Here is a 15,496-nt window from a genome sequence, read left to right on the forward strand (position 1 = left end):
AAAGTGTTGCCTTTTCAGACAAATCAACCGAAAAAAGTATCAAAATATCAAACAGGTTCAATTAGACTGCTTTGAATATATTGAAAATTTTTATAACAATTACAACCCACATACGGCTAATCTAGGACTAACCCCTAATCAGAAAGAAGAAAATTAGTTTAACGTAATAAAATAACACGGTTTTCTGTCTACTTATTTGACATTAGTCCACTTCTACCTTATCCATAACTAACCCTTTTGAAGCTTCAACAATTTTAACCGTTGATTGGTGCTTACTAGCATCTGGTTTACCTGCCCAAGCCTCCAAGGTATGAGAGTGATAAACAAATAAATCAATATCTGAAAGATTTTTAAGTTAGGTTAAAAAATTTTTAGATAAGAAAAAACTGGATGCGACCATCCAGTTTTTATGAACAAATAGAACTACTGCCACAAGGCTTGAAAGGAAAATATCCTTACCCTTTTTTAGACGTGGCATGATCAGCCATTAATAAACTGCTTGAAAAAATCCACAATCTGTTGCCAAATGCCCTTGCCCTTATCAAGGGCTTGATTGGCATCAAAATGAAGATCAATGTGGTCAAAAGTTCCATTAGCCTTGCTAACAATACTTGCTTTTAAATCATTTAGAGTTTCCACAAATTGACCATTTGTAATGACACCACTATTAGATAGATGAATAGCAAAATTAACAATGACGTTGATTTGATCGGCTGTTACAGATTGATTTAAGCCGTAATTTTTCAAGGTATCTTCAACAATCTGACGGACACGATCCTCTGAGAGGTTCTTTCCACCTTCTGCCACAGCTGCTTTGATATCAGTTAAGGCAACATTTAACTTATCAGCATCATAACCTGCCTTACCCGCATTATTAGCATTGATACTAGACAGCGTGGCTAATTCTTCTTGTGCAAGCTGCTTGTTCTCCTCTGGAACTTTGGCGCCATTTTTTTCTAAGGAGTAATAAATACCGGCCAGTGCTGATTCTCCAGTGACAGGGATAGGAGAGGCAACTTGAATACTTGCATGCTCAATGCCAAGAGTAACTGCTGCATTTCGATACATGTCCTGAGTCACTTTTTGAATCGTCTGGGGTGTCTCGATTGTCACCGTTAAGGTCTCTTTTGCTCCTAACTTTTGAATTTTAACAGAAGAATAAAGCTGAAGGTTCGGATCATCTGCTACATTCATAATAGAAGCATAGGCTGTAGTGTTCAATGTTTTAATTTGTTTATCCTTAGCACTATTGTAGTGAAGCAAACTCAACGTTTGGTTCTGTTGATCAGGCGATAAGGAGTAGCCTAATACATAATCCGGCTGCACATAGTGTTCATCAATAACAGTTTGGACGTTAGTCGTTGCTGCGAAAGCTGTTTGGATGGTAAAGACCGATGCTAACACAAGAGCACCTGCCACAAACGGTTTTTTATAAATCATTTTCATTACCTCAATGAAGCTAAATTTCCTATGGGATGAGGGCTGTTCCAAATGGTGGATAGGCACAACTACTGTTGCAAACCTCTCATTATAATCTGTCACAAACCTCTATTCCATCTTCTTTTTCAAAATCCAGTGGGACTATTGTAGCATTTTTTCTATCATAAGACGATTAAAAACTGTCAGCATCAGCGTCACTCCTGAAACAAAAAATGCCCTTTGGAAATTCTTCCAAAGAACAGTCATTAGTTGTTACTATGTTACCATCAAACTTATTCTTCTGGAACCGTTCTAAGATTGTCTCGATGGTTTTGATTTTTCAAATAAACGTAGTAGGTCTCACCTACTTTAAGGATATAACCATTTTGAATGTCACTGATAACATGGCTATTGTCAAACTGGTAATCTTCAGGAGCCAATAATTCCGTTGACAATAAACTGTCAAATGGAACTTCTCCATTGTAAAAATGGTAATGATCTCCATGTGAGGTAACAAACCCGTCATCTGAAATCGAAACAACAATTTGCTCAGCAGCAATACTTTCTTTTTGATCAATTTCTGCTGGGGTTTTATCACTGTCATCTTTTAGCACTTTTTCGTGGCTTTTGTGACTTGTTTTATGACTTTGATCACTCTTGGGCTTAGCATCCTCCATCGATTGAGGTTTACAAGCTGTTAGACCACATAAGATGACAGCTAGTACTATCGTTACATTAATGCGTTTGTTCATTTTTCTTTCTCCAAGACATCATAAAGTACGGCTAAATTCATCTCCAAATTGTCAAGATAAGATTTTTGATTATCTGGAGCGATTTCAAGGGGGCTTAATTGTCTCACACTAATCCCACTACTTTTTGCTAGCGTTTTGGCGAGTTTGGCAGAAACATTTTCTTCCATAAGAATTGTTTTGACACCATATCGTTCAATAAAACGCTTCATATCAGCCAACTGTTGGGGACTCGGTTCTTGTTCTGGGGAGACACCTGAAATGCCTAGTTGCGTTAGGCTAAAACGTTTTGCTAAATAGGAAAATGCTATGTGCTGTGTCACAAAGGTATGACGGGGAAGATTAGCGAATTTCGCTTGATACCGTTCTACTAGCTTCTGAGCCTTTAACTTAAAACGCTTGGCATTTTTGAGGTAATACTCCTTATGGTCAGGATCTTTTTTGCTAATAATGTGGCAATAGCATCTGCTACTTGGCTGACTAATAGAAGATCTGTCCACGTATGAGGGTCATTGAGCGCATTTGCGGACATGCCTTTCTTTAAGGGAACTTTTTCCAGACTCTGCACCCTTTCTAATGGCAAATGAGCAGCTCCCTCTAAAACAAGTACTACCTTTTTTCTAAGCTGGGGAGCTAAATCAGCCAGCCCTGATTCTAGGATATTGGAATGATAAATGAAAATATCCGCATCATAGGTCCTAGCAACCACATTAGGACTAGGTTCATAAGAATGTATACTAACCGTTTTCACCATCAGGTCAATCTGGTTGTAAATCTCCCGAAATCTCCTTTGTCAAAGCATAAACGGGATAAAAGCTGGTCTTGATATGTAAGCCTTTTGCTAATGGTTTATCAACAGACCGGCAACCAGACAAGCCCACAAAAAGGAAACTTAAGCATAGCCATTTGACAATAGTAACAATATTTTTCTCATATAAACTCTCTTAACTAGTTAATCATCTGATAGCATATCATCTTTTAATTCTCTTGTCAATCTCTTATCATTTGATGAGAAGCCAATATTCTTTTAAAGCAATCAAAAACCCTACTGATTGTCAAAGACACCAATAGGGAATTCACTAACTTATTCATGTAACTCTAAAGGCAAGCCATCCGGATCAAAAAAGAAAGTCATTTTCTCACCTGTATAATCATCATACCTGATAGGGTCTACTGGAATTCCTAAGCTCTTTAGGTCATCTACATAACCCTCAATGTTGGTAACACGAAAGGCAAGATGTCTCAAACCACAGGCTTCTCTGTCAAATTCTGGTCTACCGACACGTTTTGGTGGGGCTTTATAAAAAGGATCGCTGGTAACATTTCCAAATATCTCCAATTCAATCTGACCACAGGCTAAATCCAACTTATAATCATGTCTCTCCGGTCTGTGATTCTCTCGAATAATACGAAATCCTAACTTATTAACATAAAAATCTTTTGATGCCTCATAATCTGAGACAATAACAGCCACGTGGTGGATAGCATCTAAGCGCATAATCCCTCTCCTTTCAAAAGAAAAAGTAGGGAAGGACTCGTTATGGCCTCCTCCTACTTATTAAATGATGTCGTCGCCTCTATTAAGTAGATACTTGGTTATAAGAATGATTAAAAGCTTTCAATACATCGGCAGGCGCTTTATCAAAATCGTATTCTGTTTTTAGTTCTCCTTTGACAATAATACGTTCTGTTGCTTCGATATCTGTACAAGTCACTAAAGTCACTTCTTTGAGACCAGCTGTATCATTGATAACATCAACACGTTCAGGAGCTACCGTGAAAACATCTTTTATGGTATATTCGTAAATTTTTTCTTTATCTGTTAAATAGATGGACATCCCTTTTTGTGCTCTTTCAAGCGGCGAAAAGAGCATTTGAGATGAACCTGTAATTCCAAAAATATGATGACTGGCAAGAGAATAATTATTCTCTCCTCCCATAACTTGGTCCTCTTTCATGGTTCCAGCACCATAAATTAATTCGACATTGCCTAACCCTTTAAAAATTGGTAGGTTAATACCAACTTCTGGTATAGCAATACCTCCTATAACAGGAAGTTCTTGAGCAGCCATTTGTGCTTGTAAAACAGCTTCTGTGCTGACTGGCTCAACAGCCTGAAAATCAAAAGTCGATTTGACTTCCTTATTTTTTTTGATCTCCTTTTTGGATACCTTGGTTACTTGATACTTGTTAGAATTCCATGCAATTAATGTGTTGCGAATGGGCTTATTAAAGAGTAAGGCCAACCCAAGAATTAAAAGGACAGCAATCAGAATTTTCCTTGCCCATGACATCGTTTTTCTACTCTGACGACGTTGTTTTTTTACCATTCGTTTCGTTACTCCTTGTCATTATTTGGTGTCGTATCTGTAGCAGCTGGGATTTGGCTTTGCTCTACCTCACCAATAGTTTCTTCCTCATCATCTGCTTGAACCAAAGCAAATGTCACGATTTTAGCATCTGCATCTAATTTCATCACTTTAACACCTAAGGTAGCACGACCCGTTTGGGAGATATTAGCCACGTTTGTTCGAATAATAACCCCTTTATTAGTAATGACCATAATATCTTCTGTGCCATCAACAGTTACAAGTCCAGCCAGTTGCCCGTTTTTAGGAGTGATGTTAGCTGTCTTAATCCCTTTACCCCCTCTGCCTTTGGTTGGGTATTCTGTGGCCTCAGTTCGTTTCCCATAACCATTTTCAGTAATCACGAGGACTTCCTGATGATCATTGATACGTGAAGCACCGACAACTCTATCGTCCTCACGAAGACTGACACCACGAACTCCTGTCGCAGAGCGGCCCATGTTACGGATACTTGCCTCATTAAAGCGGACAGAATAACCGGACTGAGTTCCAATAATGATATCGTCTTGACCATTGGTCAGTAGCACGTTAATCAGTTGGTCTCCCTCTTTCAGATTGAGGGCACGAAGACCGTTTTGTCGGATATTATTAAACTCAGATACTTCTGTACGTTTGACAACCCCTTGTTTTGTGGTAAAGAAGAAAGATTTTCCAGCGGTTTCTTCCTTGCGTGCATTGATAATGGTTTGAATAGTTTCACCATCTTCCAATTTTAACAAATTAACTATTGGAAGGCCTTTGGCTGTGCGACCGTATTCAGGAATTTCGTAAGCTTTCAAACGATAAACCCGTCCAAAATTCGTAAAGAAGAGCAAGGTGTCATGGGTACTTGTTGATACCAGCTCACGAACAAAATCGTCATCATTGACCCCTGTTCCTTGAACACCACGGCCCCCACGTTTTTGGGCACGGAATTCATCTTGAGCAAGACGTTTGATGTAACCTTTATTGGATAAGGTGATTAAAACGTCTTCTTCTTCGATTAAATCTTCATCCTCTAGAGAGAGGACTTCACCAATCATTAATTCTGTGCGACGAGAGTTAGCGTATTTACGCTTAATCTCATCCATCTCTTCTTTAATAATAGTCACAACGCGTTCCGGCTTAGCTAGAATATCAGCTAAATCAGCAATCAAAGCTAACAATTCATCATATTCTGATTGGATTTTATCTCGCTCCAAACCAGTCAAACGACGCAAACGCATATCCAAAATGGCTTGGCTTTGACGTTCAGATAAGTTAAAACGAGACATTAATTCTGCTTGGGCAATGACATCCGTCTCACTGTTTCGGATAATAGCAATGACTTCATCCAAGTGATCTAGAGCAATCAACAATCCTTCTAAAATATGAGCTCTAGCTTCTGCCTTATTCTTATCAAATTGAGTACGGCGAGTAATCACTTCTTTTTGATGGCTAATGTAATTATCAATAATTTGTCTTAATGATAAGATTTTAGGAACACCATTTTCAATAGCTAGCATGTTAAAGCTAAAGTTTGTTTGAAGACTCGTCAATTTGAAAAGGTTGTTCAAAATCACATTAGCTGAGGCATCACGACGGATTTCAATAACGAAGCGCACCCCTTCGCGACTAGATTCATCACGCACAGCAGTAATGCCTTCGATGCGTTTTTCTTGAGCCAAACGAACAATATGTTCATGTACTTTTGTTTTGTTGACACCATAAGGAAATTCCGTCACCACAATACGTTCACGACCAGTTTTAGTGGTTTCAATCTCTGTACGCGACCGCAAGACAATAGAGCCTTTTCCTGTATCGTAAGCTCTATGAATTCCTGAACGTCCCATGACAAGAGCTCCTGTCGGAAAATCTGGCCCTGGAATGACTTCCATGAGATCTCTCGTTGTGCAATCTGGATTCTCCATGACCATTTTGACAGCATCAATTGATTCTGCCAAGTTGTGTGGAGGGATATTAGTCGCCATCCCAACCGCAATACCGGTCGCACCATTGACCAAGAGATTAGGGAAGCGGGCTGGTAATACTAGCGGCTCTCTTTCGCTACCATCATAGTTATCTTGAAAATCAACCGTATTTTTATTAATATCTCTTAATAATTCTAGCGCAATTTTACTCATACGCGCTTCAGTGTAACGTTGCGCCGCAGCACCATCGCCATCCATAGAACCAAAGTTTCCATGACCATCAACAAGCATGTGACGATAACTCCACCACTGTGCCATACGAACCATGGCTTCATAAATAGAAGAATCTCCATGTGGATGATATTTACCCATGACATCACCGGTAATACGGGCTGATTTTTTATGTGGTTTATCAGGCATGACACCGAGTTCGTTCATCCCATAGAGAATACGACGATGAACGGGTTTTAAACCGTCACGCACATCTGGAAGCGCCCGCGCTACAATAACACTCATAGCGTAGTCGATGAAACTCGTCTTCATTTCGCTTGTCAGATTGACGTCAATTAAATTTCTATCTTGCATTTAAGGAATGCTCCTTTTCTAGTCAATACTATGTTCCATTATACCATAAAATCCTTATTTTTTCTTACTGGAAGCGTTATCAGAAAACTATTTTCATTATTTTTCTGAATTCCATGACAAACAATTCTCAATATGTTAAAATAAAATCGTACGAGCGATTGCTCTAATAAAATTAAGGAGATGTTTAGAAATGACTGCAACTAAACAACACAAAAAAGTAATCTTGGTCGGCGATGGTGCCGTTGGTTCATCATACGCTTTTGCATTGGTAACACAAAATATTGCTCAAGAACTTGGTATTATTGATATTTTTAAAGAAAAAACTCAAGGAGATGCTGAAGATTTAAGCCACGCTCTTGCTTTTACATCACCTAAAAAAATCTACGCAGCTGAATACTCAGACTGTCATGATGCTGATCTCGTTGTCTTGACAGCAGGCGCTCCTCAAAAACCAGGTGAAACACGCCTTGACCTTGTCGAAAAAAATCTTCGTATCAATAAAGAGGTTGTTACACAAATCGTTGCATCTGGTTTCAATGGTATTTTCCTTGTTGCTGCTAACCCAGTTGACGTTTTAACTTACTCAACTTGGAAATTCTCAGGCTTCCCTAAAGAGCGTGTCATTGGATCAGGTACATCACTAGATTCAGCCCGCTTCCGTCAAGCACTAGCTGCTAAAATTGGGGTTGATGCGCGTTCAGTCCACGCTTATATCATGGGTGAGCACGGGGATTCAGAATTTGCTGTTTGGTCACACGCTAACGTTGCGGGGGTTGGACTTTACGATTGGCTACAAGCAAACCGTGACATCGATGAGCAAGGTTTAGTTGATCTTTTCATCTCTGTCCGTGATGCAGCCTACTCAATCATCAACAAAAAAGGTGCTACTTTCTACGGTATTGCAGTTGCCCTAGCTCGTATTACAAAAGCTATCCTTGATGATGAAAATGCTGTTCTTCCACTTTCTGTTTTCCAAGAAGGACAATATGAAGGCGTTGAAGATTGCTATATTGGTCAACCAGCTATCGTTGGCGCATATGGTATCGTTCGACCAGTTAATATCCCTCTTAACGATGCTGAACTCCAAAAAATGCAAGCTTCTGCAAACCAATTGAAAGCTATCATCGATGAAGCTTTCGCTAAGGAAGAATTTGCTTCTGCTGCTAAAAACTAATCCCCATATCTAAAACATCCTAAACATGTAAAAGAGACCCTCTGGGCCTCTTTTTTTATCCTCTTTTATCATATCGTAGCATGGCGATACCATCTGTGACAGTCGATTCTATCAGTCTTAAATGACGTTCTTGACGATTGCCTGTAAACAAAGGCCGACCACAACCCAAAATAGTCGGGATGATACCTATAATGTAATGGTCGATGAGGTCAGCTTCTATCAGGCTATGAACAAGGTCTGCTCCGCCAAATATCCAAATCGGTCCTCCCTCTCCTGCTTTCAATTGCTTAAGAGTACTAACTATATCTTTAGAAAAATAGACATTTGAATAGGGACTAGTCATTACTTGACTACTAGCCACATAAAAGGTTTTTTCTCGGTAGCCTTCTATTAGCTCAATCGGACAATCTTCAAATGATTTTCGCCCCATAATAACGGTGTCACAGGAAGCAAAGAAGGATGGATTATCAAATTGGTTAGCACTATCATATGCATCCGTTCCGTGCCCCTCAATCCAATCATAGGTCCCGTCTTCCCTTGCGATAAACCCATCTAAACTCATAGCAATGTTCAAGACTACTTTTCTCATTTTTCCTCCTAAAAAGTGCCTCCATAGGGAGACACTTAATATTATACACGAATCAAAGAAATCTTATCTTATTCTGCTCCTAAGGCTGCCATTGTAATATAGTTATATGGCTTGTTAAAGTGAGGCAAGAAGAAAATATCTGTCAAAGCTAATTTTTCAATGGTTACGCCTTCTTGGATAGCAAGTGAGAACATGTGAATTCCCATTGACATATCTTCACGCGCTGCCATTTGAGCGCCCAAGATACGACGTGAGTCTTTATCGTAAACGATTTTGATTGTTACTGGGAAGTTACCATGTTCGATAAATTCAGGTTTTTGATTATCAGTATATTCCGTCACTGCAGCATCAAAACCAAGACGTTTTGCTTTTTCAAGTGTCAAACCAGTTGAAACCATGTGCAAGCCGTAAATGGAAATACCGTTTGAGCCTTGAACGCCAATACCTTCAAGGTCTGTACCACAAGCGTTATGAGCTGCTACAATACCTGTACGAACAGCATTCGATGCTAACGCAATGTAGCTTGTGTCACGAGTTGCATTGTCATAAATCGTTGCACAGTCACCAATAGCATAAACACCTGGAATAGAAGTTTCTTGACGTTTGTTAACAAGGAAAGCACCATTACGGAAAAGCTCAATCTTACCATTTCCAAGAGCTGTATTTGGACGGAAACCAACAGCAAGGATAACCATGTCCACATCGTATTCATTTTTGTCAGTAATGATTTTTTCAACTTTGCCATCACCAGCAACTTCTTTAACTGTTTCACCAAAGGCTAATTGAATACCATGTTCTTCCATGTTTTTAGCCATTAAGTCAGTCATATCGCGATCATAGTAACCTGCCAAGCAAGTATCTACAACATCAATAAGAACAACTTCTTTACCTTTACGTTGGAAAGCTTCTGCCAACTCAACACCAATATAACCTGCACCGACAACAGCTACTCGCTTGATATCTTTATTTTCAAGCTTAGCAATAACGTCTGCCGAGTTTTGGTACAACTTCACAAATTGAAGGTTTTCAAGAGTTGCTTCAAATTCAAGTGACCCTTCTTTGATTTCGGCACCTTTAATCGGTGGCAAGATAGGTTGTGATCCAGTTGCAAAAATCAACTTGTCATAGCTTTCCACATGTTCTGTACCATTCACAAGAGCAGTGACTGTTTTGGCATCGTAGTCGATTGATTGAACAGGTGATTCCATGTAAACTTTAGCCCCTAAAGACTCTAATTCTTCTTTATCTGAATAGAAAAGTCCTTCTGGTCCAGCAATTTGCTCACCAATCCAAAGTGCCATACCACAGCCTAAAAATGAAATATTTGAGTTTTGGTCAAATACAACAATCTCATTAGCATCACCGTAGTTTGTTAACATAGTCTTGATACAGGCCGTACCAGCATGGTTTGCACCAACAACAACGATTTTACTCATATATTTTGTTCCTCATTTCACAATATTATATAGGGCTCTATTATACCACAGTCAAAAAACGCTTCCAAATATATTGCTCACTTTTTTTGAGTTATTTCTTCTTTAGTCAACTGTTTTTTCTCACTTATAAAAAAGATCGTCCACTTTTTCGCTGTTATTTTTTTATATAACAGTTTAAAGTTTGTTAATTAACTAACTTTAGGAAGAATAAAAAAAGTTCATCTTTATTAAAAGACGAACTTTATTCTGTCTTTTGTAATCTAGCATAATATCCATTTTTTGCTATTAAGCTGGCATGTGTTCCCCACTCAACCAATCGCCCTTGATTCATGACTAAAATCAAATCAGCTGATTGAATCGTTGATAAGCGATGAGCAATGATAAAGCTCGTTCTACTTTTCATTAACTGTTGGAGAGCATCCTGAATAATCGTTTCTGTTCTGATATCAATAGATGATGTGGCTTCATCTAAAATCAAAACTTTAGGTTTTCTCAAAAATAGACGTGCAATGGCCAATAATTGGATTTGTCCTTGTGATAACGCTTCAGAAGACGAAGATAAATAGGTATCATAAGTTTCAGGAAGTTGCATAATAAAGAAATGAGCATTGGCTGCTTTAGCAGCTGCCACCACTTCTTCTCGGCTAGCTTTGTCACTGCCATAAGCAATGATATCATGAATAGTGGCATCCTTTAACCATGTTTCTTGTAAGACCATGCCAATTATAGACCTGAATTCTTCTTTGTCATAGTCCTTAATAGGCACTTGATCCAACATTATACTGCCATCATCTACCTCGTAAAAACGCATCAATAAATTGATTAAGGTCGTTTTTCCTGCTCCTGTTGGACCGACGATTGCTACTTTAGAACCAGCAGGAACAGAAAAGCTAATCTCTTGAAGCAGTGGTTTTTCTTTTTGATAAGAAAAACTAACGTTCTCAAAATCAATTTGCCCCTTAACTTCTGAAGCCTTAAATGGTAAAGTATCGTCAGGCTTCGCTACCTCATGATTTAAAAGATGATAGAGACGTTGTGCACACGCCAGAGAACTTTGGATTTCTGCCATCACTGAAGAAATGTCATTAAAAGGCTTAGTGTATTGAACAACAAAATTTAAAAAAGTCGCTAATTGACCCACGGAGAAAAGACCAGCCATAATACGCATAGCGCCTAAACCTGCCAATAAAGCATAAATGACACTATTAATAAATCGCGTTGCTGGGTTAACTGTTGAGGCATAAAAAATAGCTTTTTGTGAGGCTTCGCTATAGATTTCATTAAAATACTTGTAATTCTCAATAGCCTGATTTTGAGCATTGAAGACTTGAACCAAGCTTTCTTGTCGTATCATCTCTTCTGTAAATTGAGCTAGATTTCCTCTACTTTGTGTTTGCTCTCGAGCATAGTGAAAGCTCTTTTGGGCGATATAGCGGGCAAGAAAAAGAGAAATGGGTGTTAGGATTAGCACTACGGCTAACATCATCCAATCAATTTGTGCCATAGCAAAAATAGTAAATAGAATCGTCAGCAAGCCCGTTACAAATTGACTAAATACCATCTGTAGTCCATTAGAAAGTTGTTCTGTGTCAGTTGTCACTCGACTGACCAAATCTCCAATGGTTTGCTGATCGAGATAGGCAAAGGGCAGTTGATGAATTTTTCCTAAAAGAGCATTTTTCAATTGCTGACTATAGTGATAAAGCAGACGATAATAGAAAAGGGGTATTATCCACTGAATAAGAGCGTTGATTGAAACCACTATTGCCATTTGCACTAGGAGCCACTTCAGAGTTTGCCAATGATTGGCTAGTAAGATGACGTCAACAGCTTTACCGATAAGAATTGGCAGGTAGACACTCAATCCTACTTGAACAAAGCTAGCTGCTACAAGTATAAAAACATAAAGAGGTTTCTTCAACAAGTCTTTGAATAAGCGCTCCAGGAGGTGGTGATTGGTTTTTGTCATTTTGCCTCCCCCTTCCGTTGAAGTGCTAGCATGTCTTGATAGACTGAATGAGTTGCCTTTAGTTCCTCATGACTGGCAAAACCAAGTTGGTGTCCTTGATCCAAAAGTAAAATCTTATCAACAAAAGCTAAATTCTTAATAGATTGTGTCACCAAAATCACTAAGACATCTGATAATTCTTCTTTCAATGCTTTAAAAAGTTGGACACGAGTCACATTGTCCAAGGCAGAACTGGCATCATCTAAAATCAACAGCGGTTTTGGATTAACAAGAGCCCTAGCAATGGCTAAGCGTTGACGTTGACCTCCTGAGAAATTACGCCCAAAAGCTTCAACCGGAGATTCTAATTGATCTGGTAAAGCAGCGACGAAGTCTTTTGCTTGGGCTATTTCCAGTGCCTGCCAAAGCTTCTGATCCTCAACAGGAGTGGATTGCCCTAACATCAGATTACTTCTGATTGTTCCTTTAAATAGTTGGACTTTTTGAGGAACAAAGGCAATGAAGCGGCGCCAGTCCTCTACTGTTTTTGGTGTCTGCCCTTGCCACTTAAGGCTAATTTCCCCATTATTATGTGAGTAAGTGCGGCAAATCAACTCAACTAATGTTGTTTTCCCCGCTCCTGTTCCTCCGATAATACCAATCCATTCTCCCTGATTAGCACTAAATTGAATGTTATAAAGACTAGGTTCTGATGCTCTTGGGTAGGTAAAAGTCAGATGATTAATGGTTAAAAGCATTGAAGTCTTCAATTGAGATTCGCCAAGTGGTATTGGTTTTTTCTCAGCTAGAGTTAAAACCTCACTAATGCGGTTTGCAGCTGTTACACTCTGACTGATTGTCCCCATTAGCATGGTCATTTTTAACAGTTCTGATAAAATCTGTAAGAGGTAATTGATTAAAGCCACTAGCATGCCTTGACTGAGTGTGCCAGAAGACACTTGCCAACTTCCCTGCCAAATCAGAATCAGCAAGGTAACGTTAACCACTAGAAACGTCATTGGATTTAAGAGATTAGCTAGGGTGGCAGCTTGATATTGGTTATGACTTAAGCTATCGTTTTGTTCTTTAAACGTTTGAAGTTCATTCTGAGTTTGATTAAATGCCTTAATTACCCGAATCCCTTGCAATTGCTGACTGGTTAGACGAACTAAGTGGTCCGTTTCCTGACGAATCACACGATAGAGTGGGTTTAAAAAACGAGAAATGCCAAAAACAAGCCCCAATAAGATGACCACCATTATCACAAACCACAACGTAAGACTGGGACTAATCCAATACGCCATGATGATCGCACCAAAGACAATAATAGGAGCTCTTAAAAAAAGACGTAACGATTGGTTAATACCTGTTTGAACCTGAAAACTATCACTGGTCAAACGAGATAAAAGGCTAGCATAACCTAAGCGGTCCTGTTCTTCTTTAGGGAGTCCCATGATTGTCTCAAAAAGGTCATCGGTCATCTGCTTTGTAAAGCCTACTGCAGCCTTGGACGAATAGTATTGAGCTGTCATAGAGAATGCCAAACCAACAACTGCTAAGGCAAATAAGGTTAAGACAACCCCCAAAATCCCTTGACTGTTTCGCTGACCAATCTGTACATCAATCAGGTTAGCAATCAGCAAAGGCACTAATAATTCAAATAAAGCTTCTAATAATTTGAAAAGGGGACCTAAGATAGTTTCTTTTAGGTACCCTTTCACATATGGACGTAATCGTTTCATAATGACTTTCTAGAAAAGGCTCATTAATTCAATTAAATAGAGATTGAAATGAACTTCTCGTGAATAATAGATATTACCACCATTTTTATAAAGCTTGCCTCCAGAAATCAAAGCTAGAGGGTGGTAGTAAAAATAAGTTTGGCCGCTAGTGTTTCCTAGACTCGGAGCAACTACTGTCTTAGAGTAAGTTGTGGCTAAAGGAATAGTATTTTGCCCACCATGATCAGCAACATAGTCAATATAAGCTGTTCCAAAGTTATAGGCTTGAACTGCTGTCCAAGAATCAACACCTGCTTCTTCAGCTAGAGCCAAATTATGAGAAAGCAAACTCACCCCATGCTCAATGCTAGATTGACTGTCTGTAATGGAGTCTTTCTTTCCAGAGCTACTTTCGCTGGACTGCATGACATCTGCTTCGCCACCTTTTGTCTCTGTGTATATCATGGCTAAGACTAAGTCTACATTTGCCTTCGTATCATTTTCTGCTAAGGTCTTTTCAACCATCGGCTTGTAAGCCAAGACACGATGGACATTGTGTCGAATAACAAGCACTTGATAGAAAATAAGCAAAAAAATGAGTAGAGCGCAGACACGCTTAATAAATTTAAACATTTATTTTGTTTTAATATCCTCTATGTTCTTAATTAAGATGGAATAAGTCCCATCATCATTTAGCAGGAATTCGACTGATTCGGCATCCTGATAAATAGCATTTGGCACGGTCAACTCTATGCCATTTGACAACGATAATTTTTGACTTTCTAGTTTTTTGATTTGTCTGGAATGATCAATATCACTGATCTTTATGGGTTCTGGAATCGCTTCTTTGACTTGGTCCACAAAGGTTAAACGGGCCGTTAAATTATCATCAAAGAGCTGATCCGCTAATTTTTCTGGTGATAAGGTATCATCAGCTTCTAATTGGTTAAAAAGCGTTGACTTCATCTTGGATTGGAAAGTAAAATCATCTTGATTAAAGTTCTCTGCAATTTTCTGAGCCGTTTGTTCAATCATTTTGATTGATTTTTTAACTGACTGTTCAGGTTTAACCTTTAAAAGAGTCTCCGAAAAATAATGTTCAAAACTACCATTATGTTTCACACGTTTCTCAATCAAATAATACTGACCAGATTTAAGATTAATGACCAGTGCTTCGTCCGGTGTTTGGGTAGGACTCGGCAAATTATTCTGTGTTACCGTAAAAGGGTGTTCATAATTATCAGAAAAGTGAGCAAACTGCTCTTTTAAGGCAATTCGTAGGAAGGCAAAGAAAGGTTCTCCATCTTTATCGAACTGAATAAACACCAAATCATTGGTTTTTTGATCCTCTGCAATGACAAATGCTTCTTTCCATAACTGAGCAAGGGTGACAGAGCTTTCTAAAAGATCATCACTGATAGTTGCAAAAAAGGCATTATCAGGCTCAAATTGACCTCTCTTAGCCTCATCTGAAAACACTTTAGCTAATTTTTTCCGAAAATACTCATCAATGCGTGGTGTAATGCTCACCAAGCGATCAGATAGTAATAATTCTGTGTCATTAGGGGAAAACTGATGAATAACGATACGTTTGATATAACTGTCTAACATGGTTCC

The 15,496-nt window shown here is 38.8% G+C and carries 14 protein-coding genes and 1 pseudogene; 2 read left to right on the forward strand and 13 right to left on the reverse strand.

What is annotated here, in order from left to right; genetic code table 11:
• Nucleotides 1-16 precede the first annotated feature (16 nt).
• Nucleotides 17-157 (forward strand): annotated as a pseudogene (locus tag FQT67_RS05595) (IS3 family transposase); the annotation flags it as partial.
• A 323-nt stretch (nucleotides 158-480) separates the two neighbouring features.
• Here FQT67_RS05595 and FQT67_RS05605 read toward each other — a convergent pair.
• From FQT67_RS05605 to gyrA, 7 genes are all read right to left on the reverse strand, one after another.
• Nucleotides 481-1,440, reverse strand: a complete 960-nt coding sequence (locus tag FQT67_RS05605; RefSeq protein WP_046177391.1) for a DUF1002 domain-containing protein — start codon at nucleotides 1,438-1,440, stop codon at nucleotides 481-483.
• A 272-nt stretch (nucleotides 1,441-1,712) separates the two neighbouring features.
• A complete protein-coding gene (locus tag FQT67_RS05610) occupies nucleotides 1,713-2,171 on the reverse strand; it encodes a pneumococcal-type histidine triad protein (protein WP_015057532.1) in 459 nt (152 codons plus the stop codon).
• Nucleotides 2,168-2,668 carry a zinc ABC transporter substrate-binding protein gene (locus FQT67_RS05615; protein WP_142324353.1) on the reverse strand — a complete coding sequence of 167 codons (501 nt, stop codon included), beginning with the start codon at nucleotides 2,666-2,668 and terminating at the stop codon, nucleotides 2,168-2,170. Before FQT67_RS05615 ends, FQT67_RS05610 begins: the two co-directional genes overlap by 4 nt.
• Nucleotides 2,554-2,922, reverse strand: coding sequence for a zinc ABC transporter substrate-binding protein (locus tag FQT67_RS05620; RefSeq protein WP_003059526.1), 369 nt, complete (start codon nucleotides 2,920-2,922; stop codon nucleotides 2,554-2,556). Before FQT67_RS05620 ends, FQT67_RS05615 begins: the two co-directional genes overlap by 115 nt.
• A gap of 330 nt (nucleotides 2,923-3,252) precedes the next feature.
• Nucleotides 3,253-3,666, reverse strand: coding sequence for a VOC family protein (locus tag FQT67_RS05625; protein ID WP_003061467.1), 414 nt, complete (start codon nucleotides 3,664-3,666; stop codon nucleotides 3,253-3,255).
• Nucleotides 3,667-3,748: 82 nt separating this feature from the next.
• The gene (locus FQT67_RS05630) at nucleotides 3,749-4,498 is read right to left on the reverse strand and encodes a sortase (RefSeq protein ID WP_014612256.1); all 750 of its coding nucleotides are present in this window, start codon (nucleotides 4,496-4,498) and stop codon (nucleotides 3,749-3,751) included.
• 8 nt (nucleotides 4,499-4,506) lie between these two features.
• Nucleotides 4,507-7,011, reverse strand: coding sequence for a DNA gyrase subunit A (gene gyrA, locus FQT67_RS05635; protein ID WP_046159528.1), 2,505 nt, complete (start codon nucleotides 7,009-7,011; stop codon nucleotides 4,507-4,509).
• A 190-nt stretch (nucleotides 7,012-7,201) separates the two neighbouring features.
• Between gyrA and FQT67_RS05640 the strand changes: the two genes are divergently transcribed.
• Nucleotides 7,202-8,185: an L-lactate dehydrogenase gene (locus tag FQT67_RS05640; RefSeq protein WP_003050541.1), complete on the forward strand. Its 984-nt coding sequence runs from the start codon at nucleotides 7,202-7,204 to the stop codon at nucleotides 8,183-8,185.
• Between the two features lie 55 nt (nucleotides 8,186-8,240).
• Here the strand turns inward: FQT67_RS05640 and FQT67_RS05645 are convergent, their stop codons facing one another.
• The 6 genes from FQT67_RS05645 to FQT67_RS05670 all read right to left on the reverse strand — a co-directional run bounded on the left by FQT67_RS05645 (nucleotide 8,241) and on the right by FQT67_RS05670 (nucleotide 15,490).
• Complete coding sequence (locus FQT67_RS05645) at nucleotides 8,241-8,774, reverse strand: dihydrofolate reductase family protein (RefSeq protein ID WP_003056149.1); 534 nt, start codon at nucleotides 8,772-8,774, stop codon at nucleotides 8,241-8,243.
• Between the two features lie 68 nt (nucleotides 8,775-8,842).
• A complete protein-coding gene (locus FQT67_RS05650; RefSeq protein ID WP_003056153.1) occupies nucleotides 8,843-10,210 on the reverse strand; it encodes an FAD-dependent oxidoreductase in 1,368 nt (455 codons plus the stop codon).
• Nucleotides 10,211-10,451: 241 nt separating this feature from the next.
• Entirely contained in the window at nucleotides 10,452-12,179 is a 1,728-nt protein-coding gene (locus FQT67_RS05655; RefSeq protein WP_046177374.1) for an ABC transporter ATP-binding protein, read from the reverse strand.
• Complete coding sequence (locus tag FQT67_RS05660) at nucleotides 12,176-13,900, reverse strand: ABC transporter ATP-binding protein (protein ID WP_046177375.1); 1,725 nt, start codon at nucleotides 13,898-13,900, stop codon at nucleotides 12,176-12,178. The genes FQT67_RS05655 and FQT67_RS05660 overlap by 4 nt, the downstream gene beginning before the upstream one ends.
• Nucleotides 13,901-13,909: 9 nt before the next feature.
• A complete protein-coding gene (locus FQT67_RS05665) occupies nucleotides 13,910-14,512 on the reverse strand; it encodes a lysozyme family protein (RefSeq protein WP_003060824.1) in 603 nt (200 codons plus the stop codon).
• Entirely contained in the window at nucleotides 14,513-15,490 is a 978-nt protein-coding gene (locus tag FQT67_RS05670) for a nucleoid-associated protein (protein WP_003053307.1), read from the reverse strand.
• Between the last annotated feature and the right edge of the window lie 6 nt (nucleotides 15,491-15,496).

The sequence above is a fragment of the Streptococcus sp. NCTC 11567 genome, from assembly GCF_902141215.1.
Lineage (GTDB): Bacteria > Bacillota > Bacilli > Lactobacillales > Streptococcaceae > Streptococcus > Streptococcus dysgalactiae.

Excerpts from the sequence above, each read along its gene's own strand:
- FQT67_RS05605 (WP_046177391.1), bottom strand. The coding sequence starts at position 1,440 with ATGATTTATAAAAAACCGTTTGTGGCAGGTGCTCTTGTGTTAGCATCG.
- FQT67_RS05610 (WP_015057532.1), bottom strand. The coding sequence starts at position 2,171 with ATGAACAAACGCATTAATGTAACGATAGTACTAGCTGTCATCTTATGT.
- FQT67_RS05620 (WP_003059526.1), bottom strand. The coding sequence starts at position 2,922 with ATGGTGAAAACGGTTAGTATACATTCTTATGAACCTAGTCCTAATGTG.
- FQT67_RS05625 (WP_003061467.1), bottom strand. The coding sequence starts at position 3,666 with ATGCGCTTAGATGCTATCCACCACGTGGCTGTTATTGTCTCAGATTAT.
- FQT67_RS05630 (WP_014612256.1), bottom strand. The coding sequence starts at position 4,498 with ATGGTAAAAAAACAACGTCGTCAGAGTAGAAAAACGATGTCATGGGCA.
- gyrA (WP_046159528.1), bottom strand. The coding sequence starts at position 7,011 with ATGCAAGATAGAAATTTAATTGACGTCAATCTGACAAGCGAAATGAAG.
- FQT67_RS05640 (WP_003050541.1), top strand. The coding sequence starts at position 7,202 with ATGACTGCAACTAAACAACACAAAAAAGTAATCTTGGTCGGCGATGGT.
- FQT67_RS05645 (WP_003056149.1), bottom strand. The coding sequence starts at position 8,774 with ATGAGAAAAGTAGTCTTGAACATTGCTATGAGTTTAGATGGGTTTATC.
- FQT67_RS05650 (WP_003056153.1), bottom strand. The coding sequence starts at position 10,210 with ATGAGTAAAATCGTTGTTGTTGGTGCAAACCATGCTGGTACGGCCTGT.
- FQT67_RS05655 (WP_046177374.1), bottom strand. The coding sequence starts at position 12,179 with ATGACAAAAACCAATCACCACCTCCTGGAGCGCTTATTCAAAGACTTG.
- FQT67_RS05660 (WP_046177375.1), bottom strand. The coding sequence starts at position 13,900 with ATGAAACGATTACGTCCATATGTGAAAGGGTACCTAAAAGAAACTATC.
- FQT67_RS05665 (WP_003060824.1), bottom strand. The coding sequence starts at position 14,512 with ATGTTTAAATTTATTAAGCGTGTCTGCGCTCTACTCATTTTTTTGCTT.
- FQT67_RS05670 (WP_003053307.1), bottom strand. The coding sequence starts at position 15,490 with ATGTTAGACAGTTATATCAAACGTATCGTTATTCATCAGTTTTCCCCT.